The 22545-nt window shown below is 62.5% G+C and carries 18 protein-coding genes; 13 read left to right on the top strand and 5 right to left on the bottom strand.

From position 1 onward, the window contains the following. Positions 1–9: 9 nt before the first annotated feature. The 3 genes from QMG83_RS03755 to QMG83_RS03745 form a co-directional block, all read right to left on the bottom strand. The gene (locus QMG83_RS03755) at positions 10–1230 is read right to left on the bottom strand and encodes a sugar ABC transporter substrate-binding protein (RefSeq protein ID WP_283504008.1); all 1221 of its coding nucleotides are present in this window, start codon (positions 1228–1230) and stop codon (positions 10–12) included. Positions 1231–1434: 204 nt separating this feature from the next. Beyond that, entirely contained in the window at positions 1435–2589 is a 1155-nt protein-coding gene (locus QMG83_RS03750) for a cystathionine gamma-synthase (RefSeq protein WP_283504007.1), read from the bottom strand. Between the two features lie 17 nt (positions 2590–2606). Then, entirely contained in the window at positions 2607–3971 is a 1365-nt protein-coding gene (locus QMG83_RS03745; RefSeq protein WP_283504006.1) for a cystathionine beta-synthase, read from the bottom strand. Between the two features lie 114 nt (positions 3972–4085). Between QMG83_RS03745 and QMG83_RS03740 the strand changes: the two genes are divergently transcribed. The 8 genes from QMG83_RS03740 (at position 4086) to QMG83_RS03705 (ending at position 14086) form a co-directional block, all read left to right on the top strand. After that, positions 4086–5105, top strand: a complete 1020-nt coding sequence (locus QMG83_RS03740) for a LacI family DNA-binding transcriptional regulator (protein ID WP_283504005.1) — start codon at positions 4086–4088, stop codon at positions 5103–5105. Between the two features lie 166 nt (positions 5106–5271). Then, positions 5272–6582: an ABC transporter substrate-binding protein gene (locus tag QMG83_RS03735; RefSeq protein WP_283504004.1), complete on the top strand. Its 1311-nt coding sequence runs from the start codon at positions 5272–5274 to the stop codon at positions 6580–6582. A gap of 11 nt (positions 6583–6593) precedes the next feature. Further along, the gene (locus tag QMG83_RS03730; protein WP_283504003.1) at positions 6594–7544 is read left to right on the top strand and encodes a carbohydrate ABC transporter permease; all 951 of its coding nucleotides are present in this window, start codon (positions 6594–6596) and stop codon (positions 7542–7544) included. Then, positions 7544–8467 carry a carbohydrate ABC transporter permease gene (locus tag QMG83_RS03725; RefSeq protein WP_283504002.1) on the top strand — a complete coding sequence of 308 codons (924 nt, stop codon included), beginning with the start codon at positions 7544–7546 and terminating at the stop codon, positions 8465–8467. Before QMG83_RS03730 ends, QMG83_RS03725 begins: the two co-directional genes overlap by 1 nt. A gap of 4 nt (positions 8468–8471) precedes the next feature. Further along, positions 8472–10499, top strand: a complete 2028-nt coding sequence (locus QMG83_RS03720; RefSeq protein ID WP_283504001.1) for a beta-galactosidase — start codon at positions 8472–8474, stop codon at positions 10497–10499. Between the two features lie 64 nt (positions 10500–10563). Beyond that, positions 10564–12669: an alpha-galactosidase gene (locus tag QMG83_RS03715; protein ID WP_283504000.1), complete on the top strand. Its 2106-nt coding sequence runs from the start codon at positions 10564–10566 to the stop codon at positions 12667–12669. Positions 12670–12756: 87 nt separating this feature from the next. Then, positions 12757–13428 (top strand): thioredoxin-like domain-containing protein, encoded by a 672-nt coding sequence (locus QMG83_RS03710; protein ID WP_283503999.1) that lies wholly within the window; start codon positions 12757–12759, stop codon positions 13426–13428. Beyond that, positions 13406–14086 carry a DUF305 domain-containing protein gene (locus QMG83_RS03705; protein ID WP_283503998.1) on the top strand — a complete coding sequence of 227 codons (681 nt, stop codon included), beginning with the start codon at positions 13406–13408 and terminating at the stop codon, positions 14084–14086. Before QMG83_RS03710 ends, QMG83_RS03705 begins: the two co-directional genes overlap by 23 nt. 36 nt (positions 14087–14122) lie before the next feature. On the opposite strand, the gene QMG83_RS03700 is transcribed toward QMG83_RS03705, so the two are convergent. Continuing rightward, a complete protein-coding gene (locus tag QMG83_RS03700) occupies positions 14123–16471 on the bottom strand; it encodes a thiamine pyrophosphate-binding protein (protein ID WP_283503997.1) in 2349 nt (782 codons plus the stop codon). 151 nt (positions 16472–16622) lie between these two features. On the opposite strand from QMG83_RS03700, the gene QMG83_RS03695 reads away from it, so the two are divergent. Then, a complete protein-coding gene (locus QMG83_RS03695) occupies positions 16623–17090 on the top strand; it encodes an Lrp/AsnC family transcriptional regulator (protein WP_283503996.1) in 468 nt (155 codons plus the stop codon). 21 nt (positions 17091–17111) lie between these two features. Here the strand turns inward: QMG83_RS03695 and QMG83_RS03690 are convergent, their stop codons facing one another. After that, positions 17112–17798 (bottom strand): FadR/GntR family transcriptional regulator, encoded by a 687-nt coding sequence (locus QMG83_RS03690; protein WP_283503995.1) that lies wholly within the window; start codon positions 17796–17798, stop codon positions 17112–17114. 289 nt (positions 17799–18087) lie between these two features. Between QMG83_RS03690 and QMG83_RS03685 the strand changes: the two genes are divergently transcribed. The 4 genes from QMG83_RS03685 to QMG83_RS03670 are packed head-to-tail and all read left to right on the top strand — an operon-like array spanning position 18088 to position 22535. Further along, positions 18088–19371 carry an aminotransferase class V-fold PLP-dependent enzyme gene (locus QMG83_RS03685; protein WP_283503994.1) on the top strand — a complete coding sequence of 428 codons (1284 nt, stop codon included), beginning with the start codon at positions 18088–18090 and terminating at the stop codon, positions 19369–19371. Positions 19372–19422: 51 nt separating this feature from the next. Further along, positions 19423–20727: an ABC transporter substrate-binding protein gene (locus tag QMG83_RS03680; protein ID WP_283503993.1), complete on the top strand. Its 1305-nt coding sequence runs from the start codon at positions 19423–19425 to the stop codon at positions 20725–20727. Positions 20728–20777: 50 nt separating this feature from the next. Next, positions 20778–21698, top strand: a complete 921-nt coding sequence (locus QMG83_RS03675) for a carbohydrate ABC transporter permease (protein WP_283503992.1) — start codon at positions 20778–20780, stop codon at positions 21696–21698. Further along, the gene (locus QMG83_RS03670) at positions 21699–22535 is read left to right on the top strand and encodes a carbohydrate ABC transporter permease (RefSeq protein WP_283503991.1); all 837 of its coding nucleotides are present in this window, start codon (positions 21699–21701) and stop codon (positions 22533–22535) included. The last annotated feature ends 10 nt before the right edge of the window (positions 22536–22545 follow it).

Here is a 22545-nt window from a genome sequence, read left to right as displayed (position 1 = left end):
AGGCGAGTGCTAAATTGCGCCCTGCACGTCGGCGGCCATCTTCTGCCAGAGGCCAACCGGGTCAGCCTGACCGCTGATGATCGCGGCCTCGGTGACGCCCCAGTACTGCCACACCGATCCCATTTCAGGGATGTTCGGCATCGGAACGGCCGTCGCACCTACCGCGCCGAAGCCGGCGACGATCGGGTCTGACGATGCTGCCTCGAACGATGCGGTGAGAGCGGGTGCTCGTCCACCGACCTCATACAGGGCAGTCTGCACCTCTTCGGTCGCGATGTAGTTCGTGAGGAACTCGCTGGCCGCGAGAGTGTTCTCGCTCTTAGCGCTCACGTAGAAACCCTGAACACCAACGAAGGGCTGGGCCGTGTTCGGGCCTGGCGCTGGGATCGGGTCGACCGCGACGTCGATGCCTGCGGCCTGCGCGTCCGCAACATTCCACGGGCCGGTGATGAAGAACGGCGAAGCACCAGCGTTGAACTTCTCCTTGGCGAGGTCACCGGTGAGCGAGATGTTCAGGTTGCCTTCAGCCCCCTGCGCAGCCAGCCAGGTGGCAAATTCGTCGCCGCCAGCGTCACCGATGGTGAGTTCGTCCGCGTTGTAGCTGCCGTCGGCGTTGGTTCCGAACACCGGAGCTCCGAACGAGGTCTGGAATGGGTACAGGTGGTACGGGTCAGACTCAGGACCGACCTGCACGATGAACGGGAACTCGGTTCCGGCGGCCTTCCCCATGGCGATCATGTCGTCATAGGAGGTCGGCGCGGACGGCGCCAGCGCGGTGTTGCGCAGCATCGCGATGTTCTCAATCGAGTACGGAACGCCGTAGGTGACGCCGTCGAAGCTCATTGCGGCTACCGCGACCTCCTGAAACTCACTGGCCTTGTTGCCGAGCTCGACCGGGGCAACGACACCGTTGGTGACGAAGTTGCCGAGCCAGTCGTGGGCACCGATGGTGATGTCAGGGCCCTTGCCGGTGGGAACCTGGGCGATGAACTGCTCCTGGATGTCTGCGAAGTCCTTCTGGATTAGCTTGACTTCTACGCCCGATTCTTTGGTGAACTCGGCGGCGGCATCCTTCAGCACGGCCGCGCGGTCTGCGTCGACCCAGACCGTGAGGGAGCCCGCTGAGGGAGTCTTGTCTTCCGAGCCTGCCGATGAGCAGGCGGTGAGGGCCAAAGCCGTCGTGAGCAGAATTGCCCCTGTGGCCATTCGACCGCGTGACTGCAGTGTCATTGGTGTTGCCTTCCTGTGTCGTCGATCGACCGGCCAGGGCCGATGATCGCCAGGATCACCCGGTGTGCTGCGCCCGGGTGGGCAGTCATGCGCCGAAAGGCCGTTCTTTCGAAGTTCTCGCGTTGTGCAAGCGCTTGCGACACTACCCTCTGGAGCGGGGGTAGACAACCCTCCTGACAGTCGTGTCAGGTTTGCGAGGGAAAGCTACAGACGGTCGAGCGATTCCAGCACGTCGGCTAGTAGGTCATCGACATCCTCGATGCCGACCGAGAGCCGTACGACGTTCTCCGGTACCTCGAGCTCGGTGCCCCGAACCGACGCATGCGTCATCTCGGAGGGGTACCCGATCAGCGACTCGACTCCTCCCAGCGATTCGGCCAGCTGGAACAGTGTGGTCGCTTCCGCGAAGGCGCGAGCCGCCGCCGAGCCGCCGCTGAGCGCGACAGACAGCATGCCGCCGAATGCTTTCATCTGTTTCGCGGCGATCTTGTGGCCGGGGTGGGTCGTCAGGCCCGGGTAGTAGACGGCGTCGAGCTTCGGATGCCCCACCAGAGCCTCTGCGATGGTCTGAGCATTTAACGAGTGCCGTTCGGATCGCACGGCCAGGGTCTTGATCCCTCGCACGGTGAGCCAGGCATCCATGGGGCTGGACACCGCGCCGACGGCGAACTGCAGGAATCCGACCTTCTCGGCGATCTCGTCGTCGTTGAGCACGAGGGCGCCACCCAGCACATCGGAATGGCCACCGATGTACTTGGTTGTCGAGTGCACGACCACGTCGGCGCCGAGCGACAGCGGCTGCTGCAGGTAGGGCGACGCGAAGGTGTTGTCGACCACAACGATCACGTCGAGTTCGTGGGCAACAGCAGAGAGAGCTGCGATGTCACTGATCTTCATCAGCGGGTTGCTGGGGGTCTCGACCCAGAGCACCTTTGTGGTGCCGGGGCGGATGGCCGCGCGCACCGCATCCAGATCACCCATGTCGACCGTCGAGAGCGATACGCCCCACGGCACGTGCACCCGATTGACCAGACGGTGGGTGCCGCCGTACACGTCGTTGCCCATCACGATGTGATCGCCCGGCGTCAGCAGCGCACGCAGCAGGGTGTCTTCGGCGGCGAGACCGGATGCGAAGCTGTAGGCGTGACGTGCACCTTCGAGCGAGGCGAGAAGCGTCTGCAGCGAGTCTCGCGTGGGGTTACCACCGCGCGCGTACTCGTAGCCGCCCCTGAATCCACCGATGCCGTCCTGCACGAAGGTCGACGTCATGTAGATCGGAGGCACAACGGCTCCCGTGGTCGGGTCGAATTCCTGGCCGGCGTGAATCGCGCGGGTAGAGAAGGAGTAGTCGTCGTTCACGGGGCTCTTTTCGAAGTTCAGGCGCTGAGGAAGGTCAGCAGGTCATGCCGGGTAAGCACCGCGACGGGTTTTCCGCCCTCGGTGACAAGAAGAGCATCGGCGCTAGCCAGTGCTGTTCGTGCCGCGCTTACCGGTTCATGCACACCGATCAAACCCAGAGGCGCTCCCACGAATTCCCGAACGGCGTCGGTCATCTTCGCCCCGCCGGTGAACACGGCGTCCATGAGGGAGCGCTCGTCGACCGCGCCGCTCACCTCGCCCATCACCACGGGTGGTTCTGCCGTGAGCACCGGCATCTGCGACACCTCGTACTTCGTCATGATCTCGATGGCATCACGCACGGTGTCGGTGGGATGCACGTGCACGAGTTCGGGCAGCAGGCCGGTTTTCGAGCGCACGATGTCGCCAACTGTCTTCTCGTCGGTGACGGACGCGAATCCGTATGACCGCATCCACTTGTCATTGAAAATCTTGCCGAGGTATCCGCGCCCACCATCCGGCAGCAGGATGACCATGACGTCGTCGGCGCTGAGCGAGGCGGCAGCCTTCAGTGCAGAGGCGACCGCCATCCCGCTCGAGCCGCCCACGAGCAGGCCTTCCTCGCGAGCGAGCCTGCGTGTCAGGTCAAACGATTCGGCATCGGATGACGCGATGACCTCATCGACGACGCTCGGGTCGTACGCCTCAGGCCAGAAGTCTTCGCCCACACCCTCGACGAGGTACGGCCGACCAGTTCCTCCGGAGTACACCGAGCCTTCCGGGTCGGCACCGATGATGTGTACGCCGCCGTTGGACACCTCCTTGAGGTACCGCCCGACTCCGCTGATCGTGCCGCCCGTGCCCACTCCGGCGACAAAGTGGGTGATCTTGCCCTCGGTGTCCCGCCAGATCTCGGGCCCGGTGGTCTCATAGTGGCTCAGGGGCCCGTTTGGGTTCGCGTACTGGTTCGGCTTGAAGGCACCGGGGATGTCGCGGGCGAGTCGATCCGACACCGAGTAGTACGACTCGGGGCTGTCGGGGGCAACCGCTGTGGGCGTCACCACGATTTCCGCGCCGTAGGCGGTCAGCACGTTGCGCTTGTCTTCGCCCACCTTGTCGGGCAGCACGAAGATGCAGTGGTACCCGCGCTGCTGCGCGACAAGCGCGAGCCCGACGCCCGTGTTGCCGCTGGTCGGCTCCACAATGGTGCCGCCAGGCTTCAGCAGGCCCTTCGCTTCAGCGTCGTCGATGATGCGGGTGGCGATGCGGTCTTTCGACGAGCCCCCGGGATTCAGGTATTCGATCTTGGCGAGCACCGTGGCGGCGATGCCCTCGGTGACGCTGTTGAGGCGCACAAGTGGGGTGTTGCCGACAAGGTCGAGGATGCTGTTCGCGTACTTCATGGTGGCCCAAATCTACCAGCGGGCTACTGTCGGGCGGGGTCCAGCGTCACGAACTGACATGCCTGTACGATTCGAGACACCCTCTCACAACGGATCCTTCCCAGAAAGAAGACCATGGCGACTTCGCCCCACCCTCGGCGTTCCGGGGTCACGCGCCAGGATGTCGCCGATCTCGCTGGGGTGAGCAGCGCCGTGGTCAGCTATGTCGTCAATTCGGGTCCGCGCAATGTCGCGCCAGAGACCCGCGATCGGGTACTGGACGCCATCCAGGAACTCCAGTACCGACCCAACGCCACCGCTCGTGCCCTCAAGCGTGGTGTCAGCGAGATCATCGGGCTCGTCATTTCAGACAACACCAACCCCTATTTCGCGGAGTTCGCGCGCGCGATCGAGCGAGCTGCTGCCACCAAAGGCCTGTCCATCATTTTCATCAACTCTGCCGGGACGCATGAGCATGAAGATGAACTCGTCGGCAAGATGCTCTCTCGCCAGGTTGACGGGCTGTTGTGGGCGAGCAACGAGGATCATCCCGATGTGGCCGGCGTGCAGGCGGCGGGAATCTCCCTTGTGCTTCTGGACCGCGCGCGACCCATGCCGGGTGTCGCGAGCCTCGGTGTGAATTTCCGGGAAGCATCGCGGGTGGCTGTTGAACACCTCATCGGGCATGGCCATAAGAGTGTCGCCCTGATCTGCGGCGACGCCGAAAGCGTATCCACGACCGATCGTAGGGCGGGCTGGTCCGATGCACTCGAGGCCGCGGACCTCGAGAAGGGGCCGATTGTCTTCGAGCAATACACCCGCGAGGGTGGATACATTGCCGGAAAAGCGATGATGGCCATGACGGTCGTCCCGACCGCCATTTACGTCACGTCTGACCTCCAGGCGGTAGGGCTGCTCAGGGCTCTGCACGAGCACGGAGTTCGAGTACCTGAGGACGTTGCGGTAGTCACATTCGATGGGTCGGTCGAATCGGAGTTCACCTGGCCACCGCTGACGGCAATGCATCAGCCCGTCATCGAGATGGCAGCAGCGGCCATCGACGCCCTCACGGCACGGGAGCAGGTCGACCTGCACCACATCTCTTTCACTGCCGATCTGGTGATTCGCGAGTCGTGTGGATGCGTTCCCACCTGATTTTTATTGGTTGTTCCCACCGGACATCTACACGTGTATATTGAGCCGTGGACATTCGGTCGGCCGCGTCACAACATCGAGAATCACGGCCACTCGAAAGCCGCTGCACGTTCAGGTTTCTTGTATCGATCCTGAAGAAAATCACATTACAAAGGAGTAATTCACGATGTCATTTGACAAAGCCAGTGCCTTCGGAAAGATCGCCGAAACTCAGGTCAGCCGCCGCGTACTGATGGGCGGCGCACTCAGCGCAGCGACCATCACCGCACTCGCGGCATGCTCGCCGACCGGCGGCAGCACGGGAGGCGGAGCAGCGTCGAAGACCGCTACCTTCGGCTCCGGTTCTTCCGATGATGTGCCAAAGCGTGCATACGCGGCAGTCGTCGAGGCCTTCCAGAAGCAGTCCGGTGTCGAGATCACCACCAACACGGTGGCCCACAACGACTTCCAGAACAACATCAACACCTACCTTCAGGGCGCTCCCGACGACATGTTCACGTGGTTCGCCGGTTACCGCATGCGTTACTACGCCGACAAGGGCCTCGTAGCCCCCATCGACGACGTGTGGGAAACAATCGGTGGCAACTACGGTGAGGGGCTCGCGCTCGCATCGGAAGCAGCCGACGGCAAGAAGTACTTCGTGCCGAACTACAACTACCCCTGGGGCTTCTTCTACCGCAAGAGCGTGTGGGCCGAAAAGGGCTACACCGAGCCCACCACGTTCGACGAGCTCATCGCGCTGTCGAAGCAGATGCAGTCAGACGGCATGACCCCGATCGCGTTCGCTGATAAAGACGGATGGCCCGCGATGGGCACATTCGACTACATCAACATGCGCACCAACGGCTACCAGTTCCACGTCGACCTCTGCGCACACGAAGAGTCGTGGGACCAGCAGAAGGTCAAGGACGTGTTCGACAACTGGAAGCAGCTGCTCCCGTTCCAGTCCACGAACGCCCTCGGTATGACGTGGCAGGAAGGCGCGCAGTCGCTTGGTGACGGCTCTGCCGGCATGTACCTGCTCGGCTCGTTCGTCACCCAGCAGTTCACCGACCCGGCCGTGCTCGCCGACATCGACTTCTTCCCGTTCCCCGAGATCGCGGTTGAAGGCAGGGAGGCCGTCGAGGCTCCGATCGACGGACTCATGCTGACCAAGCGCGGCGGCGAGAACCAGGCTGCACGCGACTTCCTTGCGTTCATGGGAACTGCGGCCGGCCAGGAGGCGTACTTCTCCGTCGACACAGCGAACCTGATGACGGTGAAGGATGCCGACACCTCGTCGTACACCGAATTCAACAAGAAGCTCGCCGGTGTCATTTCCGACGCCAAATCGGTCAGCCAGTTCTTCGACCGCGATGCACTGCCCGCCATGGCGAACAACGTTATGATCCCCGCGCTGCAGGGCTTCCTGAAGGATGGAACGATCGACACCGCCAACCTCGAAGCGCAGGCAACCGCCCTGTACGCGGCCCAGTAAGGTTCAACCCCATGTCCGTCATCACGGGTGACGCACAGGCGAAGGCCGGAGGGGCAAAGCCCTCCGGCCTCCGCCGCCGCTACAGCCTCCTCACACGGCGCGACAAGGTCGTCCTCGCGGCGATGGTGTTCGTGCCCACCCTCATCCAGCTCGTCCTGATCTGGATCCCCACCATCATTTCGGTGCTTCTCTCGTTCGTCCGCTGGAACGGTCTCGCGTTCTCCGACATACGCCCCGCCGGTCTCGCGAACTACACCTTCATCCTTCAGGACTATCCGCCCTTCTGGCCCGCCCTGCAGCACAACGTGCTGTGGCTTGTGTTCCTCGCAGTCATCGCTACCCCTCTCGGGCTGCTGCTGGCGATCCTGCTCGATCAGAACATTCGTGGAAGCCGCATCTACCAGAGCATCTTCTTTGCTCCCGTGATGTTGTCTCTCGTTCTGATTGGTGTCATCTGGCAGTTGTTCTACTCCCAGAACAACGGGCTGCTCAACTTCCTATTGGGCACCTCGGGAACCCCGCAGGCGGTCGACTGGTTCGGAAACCCGGATGTGAACATCTGGGCCGCCCTGATCGCTGCGACCTGGCGCCATGCCGGTTACGTCATGATCCTGTATCTGGCGGGCCTCAAGGGCGTCGACGCTTCGCTGCGCGAGGCAGCATCCCTCGACGGCGCCAACGCGGTGCAGACCTTCTTCAGGATCATCTTCCCCGTCATGCGACCCATCAACATCGTGATCGTCGTGATCACGATCATCGAGTCGTTGAGGGCCTTCGACATCGTCTACATCATCAACAGGGGCACGAACGGGCTTGAGCTCATCAGCGCCCTCGTCATCCAGAACCTTGTGGGTGAGGGCCAGGTCATCGGCGTCGGGTCTGCGCTGGCCGCGATCCTTCTCGTCGTGTCGCTCGTGCCCATCGTCATCTACCTGAGTCGCACCTTCAAGAAGGACGCCTGATGTCAACTACAACTACCCGCGCTGCCGCTCCGGCCGGCGCCACGACCCCGCGGCGCGGCAAGCCCGGCTCGCTCGCCCGTCCCCGCTATGGAATCCACCTCTTCCTCATCATCATGTCGGTGCTGTGGTTGATCCCGCTCGGCTGGGCGATGTTCACCGCACTGCGCCCCAAGGCCGACACGGATAAGTTCGGCTACTTCAGCTTCGGCGGAGCGTTCAACTTCGACAACTTCGCCACGGCCTGGACGCAGGGAGGGTTCGCATCACTGCTGACCAACTCACTCATCATCGTGGTCCCGAGCGTGATCTTCACTCTCCTCTTCGCCTCGATGATGGCGTTCGCGGTGAGCCGGTTCAGCTGGAAGTTCAACGTGACTCTGCTGATCATGTTCACCGCCGGCAACCTGCTGCCACCGCAGGTTCTCGCCGCACCGCTGTTCCAGATGTTCAAGAACTTTGAACTGCCATACAGCGTGAGTGGGTCCGGCAGCCTGCTGAACACCTATTTCGCCGTCATCGCTGTCGACACGGCTTTCCAGATCGGGTTCTGCACCTTTGTGCTCTCGAACTACATGAAGGCACTTCCGCACGACATCACGGAGGCCGCGTTTGTCGATGGCGCCGGGGTCTGGCGCCAGTACTGGGCGATCATCATGCCCCTCACCCGCCCGGCACTTGCCGCGCTCGGCACCCTCGAGGTCATCTGGATCTACAACGACTTCTTCTGGCCTCTGCTGTTCATCCAGAGCGGAAACCTGCTGCCGGTCACGACCGGCCTCAATAACCTGCAAGGGCAATTCCTCTCGAATTACAACCTGATGGCTGCGGGTGCCATCATCACCGTGATACCGACTCTCATCATTTACCTCGCGCTACAGCGCCAGTTCGTTGCCGGACTGACCCTGGGTGCGAGCAAGGGGTAACTTCGTGCAGTACATTTCGAGCCGTCTGTCTGACGACGGTGTTCCGGCCTTCGGCTTCGGCGGCGACTACAACCCCGAACAGTGGGACCCCTCCGTCTGGGTGGAGGACGTCGCCCTCATGGCGGAGGCCGGAGTCAACCTGGTCAGTGTCGGCATCTTCAGCTGGGCGCTGCTGGAGCCGTCCGAGGGTGAGTACGAGTTCGGCTGGCTCGACAGCATCCTCGACCTGCTCCACAGTTCGGGCATCCGCGTCGATCTCGCCAACGCGAGCGCGTCGCCGCCACCGTGGTTCTCGCACAAATACCCGCAGTCACTGCCGGTGACCGCCACGGGCGTTCGGCTCGGATACGGCTCGAGGCAGGCGTTCTGCGCATCGAGCCCGGACTACCGCCGCGCCGCCGCAGCCCTCACCACCGCGATCGTGGATCGCTATGCATCGCATCCCGCTGTGGTGATGTGGCACGTACACAACGAGTACGGCTGCCACAACCAGCCCTGCTACTGCGACGAATCGGGTGCCGCATTCCAGCGTTGGCTCGAGCACCGCTACGAGAACCTCGATGCCCTCAACGCCGCCTGGGGCACGGCCTTCTGGTCGCAGCACTACTACTCATTCAGCGAGATCACTCCCCCGCGCCTGTCTGGCACGTTCGTCAACCCGACCCACGCCCTCGACTTTGCGCGGTTCTCGTCTGATGAGCTTCTCGCCTGCTTCGAAGCTGAGGCCAAGATCATCCGGGACCGGTCGCCGCACCCCGTGACCACGAACTTCATGGGCTTCTTCATGGGTCTCGACAAGCCGCTCGACTATGCGGCCTGGGCCGAGCAGATGGATGTCGTCTCCAACGATCACTACCTGGTCGCGGAAGACCCGCGCAACTTCCAGGACCTCGCCATGAACTCCGACTACGTGCGCGGCCTGGCTGGCGGCGCACCGTGGATCCTGATGGAGCACTCCACGTCGGCCGTCAACTGGCAGCCGCGCAACATTGCGAAGGTGCCCGGCGAGATGCTGCGCAACGCGATGCAGCACGTCGCCCGCGGAGCCGACGCCGTGCTGTTCTTCCAGTGGCGAGCCGCCGAGGCGGGTTCAGAGAAGTTCCACTCCGCGATGCTCCCGCACAGTGGCACCGACTCGAGGGTGTGGCGGGAGGTCGTCGAACTCGGCGCCGCTCTTCGCAGCATCTCGGAGCTGGTCGGCTCGAGGGTCAGCGACGCACCGGTGGCGATCATCCATGATGCAGATTCGCGCTGGGCGAGCGAGCTCGACTCGCACCCGAGCACCGATCTCAGCATGATGGCCGAGACGCGACTGTGGCACGACGCCCTCTACCGCGCGCAGGTCACGACCGATTTCCGTGCAGCCACCGACGACCTCTCGTCGTACCGCGCCGTGATCGTGCCCATGCAGTACCTGATGACGGATGCCGGCGCCGACAACATTCGCGCATTCGCCGAAGCCGGGGGCACCGTCGTCGTCACCTACTTCTCCGGGATCGTCGACGAGGACAACCACGTCCGCCTCGGCGGCTACCCCGGAGCTTTCACCGACCTGCTCGGAGTACGCATCGAGGAGTTCTACCCACTGCGTGAAAACGAGACGACCACCCTCTCGCGCTTCGGGGTCGGCCGCATCTTCAGCGAACTCGGTCGCTCCGCCGGCGCCGAGGTACTCGCGGAGTACGCGGAGGGACCGACCGCGGGCTCACCCGCCGTCACCCGCCGTGCCGTCGGTTCGGGCTTCGCGTACTACGTCGGCACCTCGCTCAGCGAGACCGGCGTTCTCGAGTTGCTCGAGACCATCGCAATCGACGCAGATCTCGCCATCGCCGACAGCCCAGCGGGTGACCTCGAAATCGTGCGCAGATCGAATGGGGAAGACACCTGGCTCTTCGCCATCAACCACGGCGCATCCGCGGTCTCCGTGACCGCAAACGGCACCGACCTGCTTACCGGGGAGGCCACAGCTGGCCGACTCGAGTTGCGAGGCGGCGGCGTCGCCGTCATCCGCGAAAACCGAACAACCGAGTAGATAGTCGCCCACTGCTGCCATTCACCACACCGCAGCAGTGGGGACGCAACAGGGAATCGAACCAATGAACCCCAGTATCACGATGCGCGGCGGAAGCGTGTCATTCATCCTCGATGTCTCAGCGTCGACGCCTGTCGTCGTGCACTGGGGGGCCGATGTGGGCGACCAGGGCGACCTGCTCGCCGAAGTCGGCCCGATCGCGCACTCGGCGAACGATCTCCCGTTCCGCCAGGAGCTGCTCCCGCAATCCTCCAGCGGCTGGCGTGGCCGCCCGGCCCTCGAAGGCCACCGCCCCGACGGCATCGCCTTCTCACCCCGGCTGGTGACAACCGACGTGACAGTGGCTGACCAGGGCCATTGCGAGATCACGATGGCCGATGCCGCCGCAGGGCTGAGCCTCAACATCGAGATCGCACTCTCTGAGCACGGGATGCTGCGGATCCGTCACACCCTGAACAACGACGGCGAGACGGACTACGCGTTGCTCACCCTCGCAACGACGCTGCCCGCCGGTCTCGGCGCAGCCGAGATCCTCGACCTCTCAGGGCGGTGGTGCCGCGAGCAGCACCCCCAACGGCAATCCGTGCACCAGGGCACATGGCTGCGGGAGTACCGGCACGGCAGAACCGGGCACGACGCATCCGTGCTCACCGCTGTCGGCTCGCGCGGATTCTCGGATCGCTCGGGCAAGGTGTGGGCTACGCACCTCGGCTCGAGCGGGAACCGCGCCACCTCGGTCGAGAAGACCCCGCTCGGCTCCCCCATCATCGGCAACGCGGAGCTCTTCGCGCCGGGCGAACTCAGCCTTGCACCCGGCGGCAGCTACACCACCCCGTGGACGTACGCCTCTTATTCAGCAAACGGCATCGATGGAGTTTCCGAGGTCTTCCACCGCTTCCTTCGATCGCGGCCGAATCACCCGAGCAGCATCCGTCCCGTCGTACTCAACACGTGGGAGGCCGTCTACTTCGATCACAACCTCGAGGGTCTCCTGCAACTCGCGGAGCGCGCGCAGCTGCTCGGAGTGGAAAGGTTCGTGCTCGATGACGGCTGGTTCCTCAACCGGCGCGACGACACCCGCGGTCTCGGTGACTGGGTTGTCGACGACGCCGTGTGGCCGCACGGACTCGCGCCCCTCATCAGCGAGGTGCACGCCCGCGGTATGGACTTCGGCCTGTGGGTCGAACCGGAGATGGTCAACGAAGACTCCGATGTGATCCGCGAACATCCCGACTGGATCAGCGGGCCCGGCCTCAGTCGCATCCCGGAGCAGTGGCGCCACCAGCAGTGCATCGACCTCGTGAATCCGCAGGCCTGGACCTACGTCTTCGACAGGCTCAATGCCCTGCTGACCGACAACGACATCGCCTACCTGAAGTGGGACCAGAACCGGGATCTCACCGAGATGGGTCACGCCGGCTCGCCGTCGACGCACGCGCAGACACTGGCCGCGTACCGCCTGATGGATGAGCTGAAGCGCGCACATCCGCACGTGGAGATCGAGAGCTGCTCATCGGGCGGAGCCCGCGTCGACCTCAGCGTGCTCGAGCGCACCGACCGGGTGTGGGCCTCCGACTGCAACGACGCCCTCGAACGCCACACGATCCAACGCTGGACCCAGTCCGTGCTGCCCCCCGAACTCGTCGGCACCCACGTCGGGCCCACACACTCGCACACCACAAAGCGCACCCATTCGCTGTCATTCCGGGCGATCGTCGCCATGTTCGGGCATTTCGGAATCGAGTGGGACGTGCGTGAGCTGGATGACGCGGCCGTCGCCGAACTCTCCCAGGCCGTGTCGCTCTACAAGGCCCATCGTGCCCTCATCCATTCCGGCACATCGGTGCACGCCGACCTCGTCGACCCGTCGAGCTCGCTGAATGGTGTCGTCGCGGAGGACGGGAGTGAGGCGCTGTTCGCCTTTGCCAGCCTGTCCACCTCGTCCGATGAGACACCGGGAATGGTCGGATTCCCGGGACTGGACGCCGCGTCCCGCTACGAGGTTCGGGTTGTGTTTCCCACGCTCAGCTCCCCGTACGCCCACGCGCACGGCCCTGAGTGGGTGCCGAAGGGCATCACGGCTACCGGCGCCTATCTTGCCGAGGTGGGATTGCCGATGCCGAGCCTGCATCCGGAACACGCCATCCTGATTCGTCTGGTTGCCGTGTAACGCTGGCGGTGCCGTCACCCACATCGTCTCCACAATGAGCGCCCGGTACGGTTGTGGTTACCGAGACCACCGAGCCGACAGGATGCCGTGCCCGATCCATCGAAACCCACCGTAAAACAACAACGCGACGCGCGCAGAGCCGACAAGGTCGCTGCTCTGCAGAAGCGGGTGTCAACCCAAAAGCGCAACCAGCGCATCGGAATCGGCGCCGCCGTGCTCGGCGGTGTTGCTGTGCTTGCCCTCGTCATTGGCTTCATTGTGGTTGGTGCGACCCCGAAGCCAACCCCGGACGACATCGACATCGCCGGCCTGACGGAGTTCCCCGGGCTCACCTCGGTGCACGTCGGCCCTGAGACCGTCGATTACGAGTCGAAATACGACATGAACCCTCCGGCCGGAGGTGACCACTTCGCCGCCTGGCTCAACTGCGGGATCTACGACGAGCCCCAGGCCAACGAGAACGCGGTCCACTCGCTCGAACACGGGGCGGTCTGGGTCACTTACGATCCGGATGCGCTCGACGACAGCGACGTTTCGACACTGCGCAGCGCCGTGCCGAGCACCTATTCCGTGTTGTCGCCCTACCCGGGCCTGCCTGCTCCCGTCGTGATCTCGGCCTGGGGCGCACAGGTGCAGCTCGATGGCGTCGATGACCCGAGGATGCAGTCGTTCATCCAGAAGTACTGGAAGTCGGCGGCGGCACCCGAGCCGGGTGCCCTGTGCACGGGAGCTGTAGATGGCCCCGGACTCGTCTCCTAAACCCGCTGTCACCGCTGATCCAGGGCGCAGTCGACGGCTCGCGATCGCCGCAGTGCTCACGGCTATCGCGTTGGTCGCCGTCTCCCTCGTCATCGGTCGCCTGAGCGCGCCGGGGGACAGCGACCCCGTCGACTCCAGCGCGGAGGCGGGTTTCGCGCGGGACATGCAGGTGCATCACAATCAGGCCGTGGAGATGGCCATGATCGTGCGTGACGTGACAGCCGACCCTGACATCAGACTGCTCGCCTACGACATCGCGACCTCGCAGGCGCAGCAGTCCGGCCAGATGTTCGGCTGGCTCGCCCAATGGGGCCTCCCTCAGGCTGCGACAGACCCCTCCATGACGTGGATGTCACTGCCCCCGCTCGGCGAGACCAGCCACGATCACGCCGCCGAGACTGCCCACGCGCCGGGGTCGCAGATGCCCGGGCTCGCGACCCGCGAGCAAATCACGGAATTGTCGGCGAGCGATTCGGTCGCGGCCGAGCGGCTCTTCCTCGAGCTCATGATCGCGCACCACGCGGGTGGCGTCGAGATGGCCGAGGCGGTCGTCGAACGCAGCGAGAACCGCGTCGTGCTTGACCTCGCGGGCAGCATCGTGAAGGCCCAGTCGAGCGAGATCGAGCTGATGACGCGGATGCTCGCCGATCGCGAATAGCCGACCCAGTTGCCGCTCGTAGAGCGATGAATCCGGCTACCCAGCCGTCTCCACCGCGAGCACATCGAGCACGGCGCGCGTGATGCTGTCCGCGTCGAGGCCGTGATACTTGTACACGTCTGCCATGTCACCTGACTGGCCGAATCCGGTCACTCCGAGATGCCGACTGGCGACGCGGTGAATCCCCGCGAGGAACGACAACGTGTGCGGGTGGCCATCCAGCACCGTCACCATCGGACGGGCGCGCTCAACAGGAAACACCTGATCGAGGATCCAACTTGGCGCGGTTCCCTGGCCATTGCGCGCCTGCATTGCCTCAAAGAGCAATCCTGGGCTGGTGATACACACCACGTCGACAGCGACGCCTGAGGCCTCCAGTTGGGCCGCGGCATCAAGCGTCTCGGGGATGACGGCGCCGGCGGCGACGAGAGTCGCCCTTGCGTTGTTCGATTTCCTTAGAAAATACCCACCGGCAACGGTTTGGCGTCGCCGTCTCTCCCGCGCGGCCCCTTCTACAGGAATTGCCGCGAGCTTCTGATCAACAGACTTTGTGGAGAGTCGCAGGTACGCAGACGTTCCGTCAGGGCGACCCACGTTTGCGATCGCTGCGAGCAGTATCCATTCGACATCGAGAGCAAAGGCGGGCTCGTAACTCACGCAGCCGGGCTGTTCCATACCGATGGATGGCGTCTTGATCGATTGGTGGGCACCGCCCTCGGCCGCGAGGGTCACTCCGGACGGCGTTCCCACGATGATCGACTGGCCGCCAGCATAAATACCGTACGACCATTGCTCCAACGCACGTTCGAGGAAGGGGTCGTACAGCACGCCGATCGGGATGAGGGGCTGGCCCCAGCGACTCCACGTTGAGCCGAGTTCTCCGAGCAGGCCAACCAGATTCGATTCAGCGATGCCCAGTTCGATGTGCTGACCATCCGGCTTCTCCCGCCAATGCATGATGGTCTCGCCGTCGCCGTCAAACCAGTTCTGGCGTGCCTCGCTCGACCAGACTCCCACCTTGTTGACCCACCCAGCGAGGTTCGTGCTTGAGCTCACGTCGGGGCTAACGGTAACCACTCGTCGAGCAAGCTCGGGCGTCGACCTCGTCAGGTCGAGAAGCGTGCGACCCAAAGCTGCCTGCGTCGTTGCCGCACCGGATGGCGTCCTCCCAAAATCTGTCGGCACTGCCGGCACCGCTGCCGCGGCTTCGCCGACGCGTGTCAGGCGCGCGCCGGTTGCGGAGCACAGTGCCGCCGCAGCTGATCCAGGCGCAAATGTTGCCCATGGATTGTGCTCATCTTCACCGAGCTTCCCCGCGAGCTGAGTGAATTGATCGACGGTGAGCAGGGATGAGTGGTTCTGTGGGTGTCCCTCTGTCGGCAATCCATGACCCTTGATCGTGTAGGCGATGATGGCCGTCGGCTTGGTGTCATCGATCTGGGCGTACGCGGCCCGCAAAGCCGACAGGTCGTGGCCGCCGAGGTTGCGCAGCGCGCGCACCAGGGTGTCGTCGTCCAGTCCGGCGAGGAGGTTCTGGATATCGAGATTCCCGCTCGACAGTCGTTCGCGCGCTTCTGCCGGGGTGCAGCGCAGTATCCGCTGATATTCGGCATTCGGCATCTCGACTATTCGCTTGCGTAGCGCTTCGCCCCCGTGCTGGGCCAGGATGCTCTCCAACAGGGCGCCGAAACGAACGACGATAACTTGCCAGCCGGCGGCCAGGAAAAGCTGTTCAATTTTTCCCGCAGCAATATTGGGAACGACACGGTCCAGCGACTGCCGATTGAGGTCGACGATCCACACAAGCTCGCCCAGATCAGCGACGTTCGGATCAAGCACGGCTTCCCAGATGGCGCCTTCATCGAGTTCAGCATCCCCGACCAGCGCATATTGGCGGCCGCGGCTCGATACACCCGTCACGGAGCTGGTGTAGCGCCGCGAGAGCGCGCCCCAGATTGTCGCAGTCGCGCCGATCCCCACCGAGCCGGTGGAGTAGTCGACGGGATCGGGGTCCTTTGAACGACTCGGATAGCTCTGCAACCCGCCGAACTGCCGGAGGGTGGTCAGATACCGCGCGTCGAGGCTCCCCAGCAGGTAGTTGATCGCGTGAAGGACCGGGGATGCGTGCGGCTTCACCGAAACCCGGTCCTCAGGCCTCAACTCGCCGAACCACAGCGACGTCATTATCGTCGCGATTGACGCACTTGAGGCCTGGTGTCCTCCGACTTTCATTCCGGAGACATTCTCCCTGACTCGATTCGCATGATGAATCATCGCGGTCGACAACCACAGAATCTTCCGTTCAACCTCCTGAAGGGTGTCGAGCTGTATTCCTGTGTCGTCGACTGCATCCAGTGCGGTGTAGCTGGTGATGGTGTTCTCCATGGCGAGTATTTCTGGCTAGGTCAAACCGATTCGGGGTACTACATATTCCGCTCACATCACAGCAGTTGGACGCTAAACGCGCAACAGACTTATGCTATTTTGACCATAATGATCATATTGATCGTCTTCACGATGGTGATTGGGGCACAAATTGACCACACAGACCACCGCGGATCCCATGGACGCTCTGCTGCTCCGGGCGCTCAACCGGGATCCGGACGCAACCGTTGTCTCCCTGGCTGAACAAACCGGTCTGGCGCGGAATACAGTGCGGTCGCGCCTGGCGCGGTACACGCAGAGAAAAGCGCTAAGAACGTTCGAGCGCCGGATTGACCCGGCATTCCTGGGCTATCCGCTGAGCGCCTACATTCTCACCACGGTCACTCAGCGCAAGCTCGCCGCGGTCGGCGTGAACCTGTCAACGATCCCCGAAGTGCTCGAAGTAAATGGACTCACGGGGATTGCGGATCTGCTGATCCACGTGGTCGCGAGGGATGCCGACGACCTCTACCGCATCGCTGGACGAATTCTGGATATCGACGGAATCAAACGCACGAATACCGGCCTGGTGATGCGGGAAATGGTGGGGTACCGCATCGAACAACTCATCGACACCTAGCTGGCCGGGAGGGATGCACAGCTAGTGTTCAGTCGCATCCATGAACCTACGCAGCCAGTGCTCGGTCTGCGCGACGTGCGATCCCGCGGCGCTCGCTGCCGCCACGGGATCGTGCGATGTAATCGCCGACGCCATGCTGCGGTGCCCCGAGTCGCTCGCCGCTTGCGCGGCTTCGCCGTCCGGTCCCTCCAGAATGTTGTAATCACTCGAGCGCGAGCGGAAGACATCCATGAGGGAGGCAATCGTCGGGTTGCCGGCGATCCTGCAGATGAGGTCATGGAACTGTCTGTCGAGATCCGCCGCTACCCTCTGGTCCGGCTCGGCTTCCATCTGCGCAACCAGTGAATTTAGGTGCTCGGACTCTTCGGGCGTACACCGAGCGGCCGCCTGAGCCGCGGCATGGGCCTCGAGGACGCGCCGAATCTCGAAGAGCTGCAGCAACCCCTCGAGTGGCAGAAGGTCCACCGTCAGTGAAAAACTCCGCACGATATCTGCAGGATCGAGCTTCGACACGTAGGTTCCGGACCCATGCCTGGCCTCGATGACTCCAAGGGCGCCCAGGGTGCGCAATGCTTCGCGCAGTGCGCCCCGCGAGACGCCTAGCCGTTCACACAGTTCTGGCTCGGGCGGAAATCGCTGCTCTTTGGCCAACTCGCCCGAGGAGATCATCTCGCGCAAGCCATCGAGAGCCTTCGTCATTGCCGCCATGTGACACCGCCCTCACTCGATCAACGCCGCACCGGAACTCTTAGGACCGAAATCCGCATCCCTAATCTAGCGACTCACGCGGAGGCGATCGTGCTGCGCGCCCGCAGTCGCGCCATCGACGATCGAGAATTGCCTTGATTCTACAAGAGGTCATATGACTTTGCATGTGATCCCTCAAAAATCGATCTTATGGGATTCTACTTCGCCCCTCTGGACAAAAGTCATCGCATGACTATGCTGTGTATTGCGCTCTACACCAGGCGCCCCATGACCCCAATGACGAGGAACCATGCTTCCGGACCAGCTTTCGACAGCGACGACGCCGACTGTGGCTCCGTTGCGGGCGACTCCCACCGAGATACCCAGCAGACCGTCGGGGCTGCTGACCCCGGAGGGACAGCCCGCACTCACGGACTGGTCGCTCGACTCCGGAGTTCGACACCTCAACCACGGGTCTTTCGGGGCGGTCCCACGCGCAGCACAGCGCATTCAGCAGGACTTCCAGCGGATCATGGATGCCAACCCGTGCGACTGGTTCATGAATCTCGGCGGCAGGGTTGCTCAGGCTCGACTCGAGATCGCGTCGTTTCTGAACACCGACGCCGATGCCACGGCCCTCGTTCCCAATGTCAGCGCGGGCGTCAGCGTTGTCTATGCAAATGTGCCGGCCTGGTCCGGCATGACGATCGTTACTACCGACCACACGTACGGCGCCGTACTGATGGGGGCTGAGAGACTCGCCCGCCGCTGGAATGGAACAGTTGTCACGGTTCACATCCCGTTGAATGCCAGTAACGACGACGCGTTCGACCTGCTCGCCGCAGAGCTCAACGACAACGTCGGGCTAATCGTGCTCGACCACGTCACGTCGTCCACGGCGCGACAGTTTCCGGTGGGGCGGATTGCAGCTCTGGGGCGACAACTGAACATCCCAGTGCTGGTCGATGCCGCACATTCGCCCGCCCTCTTCGCAGACCCTGTGGACGGAATCGATGCAGATTTCTGGGTCGGCAACCTCCACAAATTCGCATGCGCCCCCCGCGGCACTGCGGCCATCGTCGCCTCCGGCGAGCACACTCAGAAGCTTTTTCCCGTCATTGACTCCTGGGGAAGCCCGGAACCATACCCGACCCGCTTCGACCAGCAGGGCACCATAGACGTCACGCCATACCTGGCTGCACCTTCGGCGTTCGCTCTGGTCCAGGAGCATTACGGCTGGGATGAGGCACGCCGGTACATCACCGAGCTCGGCGACTACGCGCAAGCGATAGTGACCGAGGCCCTCTCTGCCGAGATGGATGAGGATGCTGCCGTCGACGTGGGCGAACCCGTCAACGGTCTTCGACTCATCCGCCTTCCCCGTGGACTCGCGACGACCCTCGAAGGCTCGCATGACCTGCGCCACCTCATTGCGCAGCGCCTCGGCATCGAAACGGCCATCACCAGCTGGGCAGGTCATGGCTATCTGCGTCTGTCGACCCACGTCTACAACACAGCAGACGATTTTGAAGATTTTGTTGAGCGGGCTGTTCCTTTCATCGCAGAACAGGGACGGTCGGCCCAACGAGGGTAAGAAGCACCACACCAGAAGTAGAGCGCTACTCCGTCACAAGGAAGGCATCACATGATTCACAACAGGAAACTCAGCCTCGCCGCTATGGGCGTCGTCGCTGCACTGGCATTGGCCGGATGCAGTGCCGGCGGCGGGGGCGACGGGGGCACCGTCACTCTCAACATGGTCGAGAGTCTGACCAACCCCGCGCGTACCACGCTCATCAAGGGACAGCTGGACGAGTTCGAGAAAGCCAATCCGGGGGTCAAGGTCAACCTGATCTCTCCCCCGACGGATTCGGCGGATCAGAAGCTCCAGCAGATGCTCCAGTCAAAGAAGGGCATCGATGTGCTGGAGGTGCGCGACATCACCGTCGGGCCGTTCAGTTCCAACGGTTGGCTCTATGACATGAAGGATGACCTCAAGGGCTGGGACGGCTGGGACGACCTCACCGACAATGCCAAGAGCTACACGGTGCAGGACGACAAGGCCTACTACGTGCCGTACGGCTTCTACGGATTGAGCCTGTTCTATCGCACGGACCTGGTGAAAGAGGCCGGATTCGCCGAGCCGCCTCACAGCTGGGAGGACCTCCTCGAGCAAGCCGAGAAGATCAACGACCCTTCGAAGAACGTTTTTGGCTACGCCTTCCGCGGTGGAAGTAACGCGAACAGCAATGTTGTGGCGATCATCGAGGCATATGTCGCCGAAAACCTCGACAAGGCCAACGCATTCAAGATGAACGACGGCAGCACAATTTTCGCGGCTCCCGAAGCCAAGGACGCGATGAAAACCTACCTCGAGCTCTTCGAGAAGGGTTCGCCGCCGTCCTCCGTCGCTTGGGGATATCCCGAGATGGTTCAGGGCTTCAGTTCCGGCACGACCGCATTCCTCCTGCAGGACCCCGAAGTCATTGCCACAGTTTCGGAGTCGCAGTCGATCACCGCGGATCAGTGGGGAACCACGCCGCTCCTCGTCGGGCCGTCTGGAATGGCAGCGCAGCCCGTAGCGACCGCGGGTTGGGGAGTTGCCGAGAGCAGCACTCACAAGGCAGAAGCCGTCAAGCTCATCGAGTTCCTCACATCGGGAGATCGCACCATCGATTTTGCGAAGGGCAACTCGCTGGTGCCGATCGTGAAGGGCGCAGCGGACGACCCGTACTACACGACAGGGCCGTGGGCCTCGTACGTGACAATGAACGAGCAGCCTGAGACGTACCTCAACGTCATCCAGCCTCGCAATGTGTCCTGGTGGACAGAGTGGGTCAAGAAGTCTGACACCGAGGTTCAGAAGGTCCTCGTTGGCAGCATGACCTCGGATGAACTGCTGGCGAGCTGGGACCAGTTCTGGACTGACAAGTGGAAGAACGCCGGCTAAAAATGTCGATTGCAACACGCAGTGTTGAAAGGGGGGACTCATCGATCACGGTGGGTCCCCCCGACCACAACAACAGATCACGAAAGCGTCGCCAGTTCACGCGGCGTCGCGCGTGGACGATCCTGGGATTCCTCGCACCGTCAGCGATCTTCGTGACCATCTTCACCTACTATCCGATGTTGTCCGGAAGTCAGATGGCGTTCCGCAACTGGAACCTCAACGACCTCAGCAATACCGATTGGGTGGGTTTCAACAACTTCATCGAGATCTTCGCCAACGCTGATTTTTGGGGCGTGCTGGGCAACACCGTGTTGTGGGTTGTCGGCTCCTTGATCCCCCAGTTCTTGATCGGATTCGCTCTCGCGCTGTGGCTGCGGCGCCGGTTCTTCCTTCGCGGTGTGTACCAAGCCTTCATCTTCTTCCCGTGGGCCGTCTCCGGTTTTCTCATTGGCATCCTGTTTCGCTGGATGTTCAACGGGGAATTCGGCGTCATCAACGATCTGCTGCTGAAAACGGGCCTCATCGAGACGCCGATACCCTGGCTGTCCGATCCCCACTTCGCCATGACCGCGATCATCATCGCAAACGTGTGGTACGGGGTGACCTTCTTCGCCATCATGATTCTTGCCGCCCTTCAGTCAGTGCCTGACGACCTGTTCGAGTCATCGGCGATCGACGGCGCAGGCAAGATTCGCACCCTGTTCAGCATCACGATCCCGTACATCCGCGCCACTCTGGCACTGACAGTGCTGTTGAGAATTATCTGGATATTCAACTTCCCCGACATCATCTACGGAATGACCGGCGGCGGCCCCGCCGGGCAAACGCACATCGTAACCACCTTCATGATTGACCTCACCCAGCAGGGCAACTACGGGCAAGCATCCGCCGTCGGTTTGATCGTCGTGCTGGTCCTGCTGGTGTTCTCGACGTTTTACCTCATGGCAATGCGCGAAAAGAAGGAGCAGTAGGTGATTAATCGAGAGTCCGTTGCCGGGCGCATCGCGAAGTTCATTTTTCTGGGCACCTGGCTCATCATCACCCTGTTCCCGCTGTACTGGATCGTGGTTACGTCGCTGAAGTCACCGGGAATGATTTTCAAGTTCCCTCTCGAATATTGGCCGACCGAGATTTCCTTCGACAATTTCATCGGACTGTTCAGCAAAGCCGACTTCGGCACCTACATGTTCAACAGTCTGTTCGCAGCGACCATGACCGCGACGGTTGTCACGTTGATCTCACTTCTGGCCGGGTACATCCTCGCCCGCTTCGAGTTCAAGTCGAAGGGCGCAGTCCTGGGGGCCTTCCTGGTCACACAGATGATTCCGGCGTTCATCGCGCTCGGCCCGCTGTACAACATGATGTCGGATCTCGGCCTGGTTGACACTCGCGGGGGACTGATCGTGGTCTACATCGCAATTTCCATACCGTTCAGCACGATCATGCTCCGCGGGTTCTTCGCTAACATTCCGGACGCACTCGAAGAAGCCGCAATGATCGACGGATGCTCGCGGATTGGGGCACTGTTTCGCGTGCTCGTCCCCGTGATGCTTCCGGGAATCATGGCCACCTTCATCTTCAGCTTCGTGAACTCCTGGAACGAACTGTTCCTTTCGGTGACACTCATGAACTCGGACTCGAACAAGACCATTCCCACCGCGCTCAACGGCTTCATCACGAGCTTCAACATCGAGTGGGGCCCGATGGCCGCTGCGGCTGTGCTCACCGTCATTCCGACCCTGGTCATGTTCGCATTCGCGAGCAAATACATTGTTCAGGGTCTGACCGCGGGCGCGGTCAAGGGCTAGAGCGACACAG

Origin of the sequence: Salinibacterium sp. G-O1 (assembly GCF_030063305.1) — a bacterium.
Classification (GTDB): domain Bacteria; phylum Actinomycetota; class Actinomycetes; order Actinomycetales; family Microbacteriaceae; genus Rhodoglobus.
This window is presented reverse-complemented; position numbering and strand designations above follow the sequence as displayed.

Coding starts and splice junctions, on each gene's coding strand:
- QMG83_RS03685 (WP_283503994.1), top strand. CDS start 18,088: ATGCTTCCGGACCAGCTTTCGACAGCGACGACGCCGACTGTGGCTCCG.
- QMG83_RS03715 (WP_283504000.1), top strand. CDS start 10,564: ATGAACCCCAGTATCACGATGCGCGGCGGAAGCGTGTCATTCATCCTC.
- QMG83_RS03705 (WP_283503998.1), top strand. CDS start 13,406: ATGGCCCCGGACTCGTCTCCTAAACCCGCTGTCACCGCTGATCCAGGG.
- QMG83_RS03680 (WP_283503993.1), top strand. CDS start 19,423: ATGATTCACAACAGGAAACTCAGCCTCGCCGCTATGGGCGTCGTCGCT.
- QMG83_RS03755 (WP_283504008.1), bottom strand. CDS start 1,230: ATGACACTGCAGTCACGCGGTCGAATGGCCACAGGGGCAATTCTGCTC.
- QMG83_RS03725 (WP_283504002.1), top strand. CDS start 7,544: ATGTCAACTACAACTACCCGCGCTGCCGCTCCGGCCGGCGCCACGACC.
- QMG83_RS03735 (WP_283504004.1), top strand. CDS start 5,272: ATGTCATTTGACAAAGCCAGTGCCTTCGGAAAGATCGCCGAAACTCAG.
- QMG83_RS03730 (WP_283504003.1), top strand. CDS start 6,594: ATGTCCGTCATCACGGGTGACGCACAGGCGAAGGCCGGAGGGGCAAAG.
- QMG83_RS03690 (WP_283503995.1), bottom strand. CDS start 17,798: ATGGCGGCAATGACGAAGGCTCTCGATGGCTTGCGCGAGATGATCTCC.
- QMG83_RS03740 (WP_283504005.1), top strand. CDS start 4,086: ATGGCGACTTCGCCCCACCCTCGGCGTTCCGGGGTCACGCGCCAGGAT.
- QMG83_RS03745 (WP_283504006.1), bottom strand. CDS start 3,971: ATGAAGTACGCGAACAGCATCCTCGACCTTGTCGGCAACACCCCACTT.
- QMG83_RS03700 (WP_283503997.1), bottom strand. CDS start 16,471: ATGGAGAACACCATCACCAGCTACACCGCACTGGATGCAGTCGACGAC.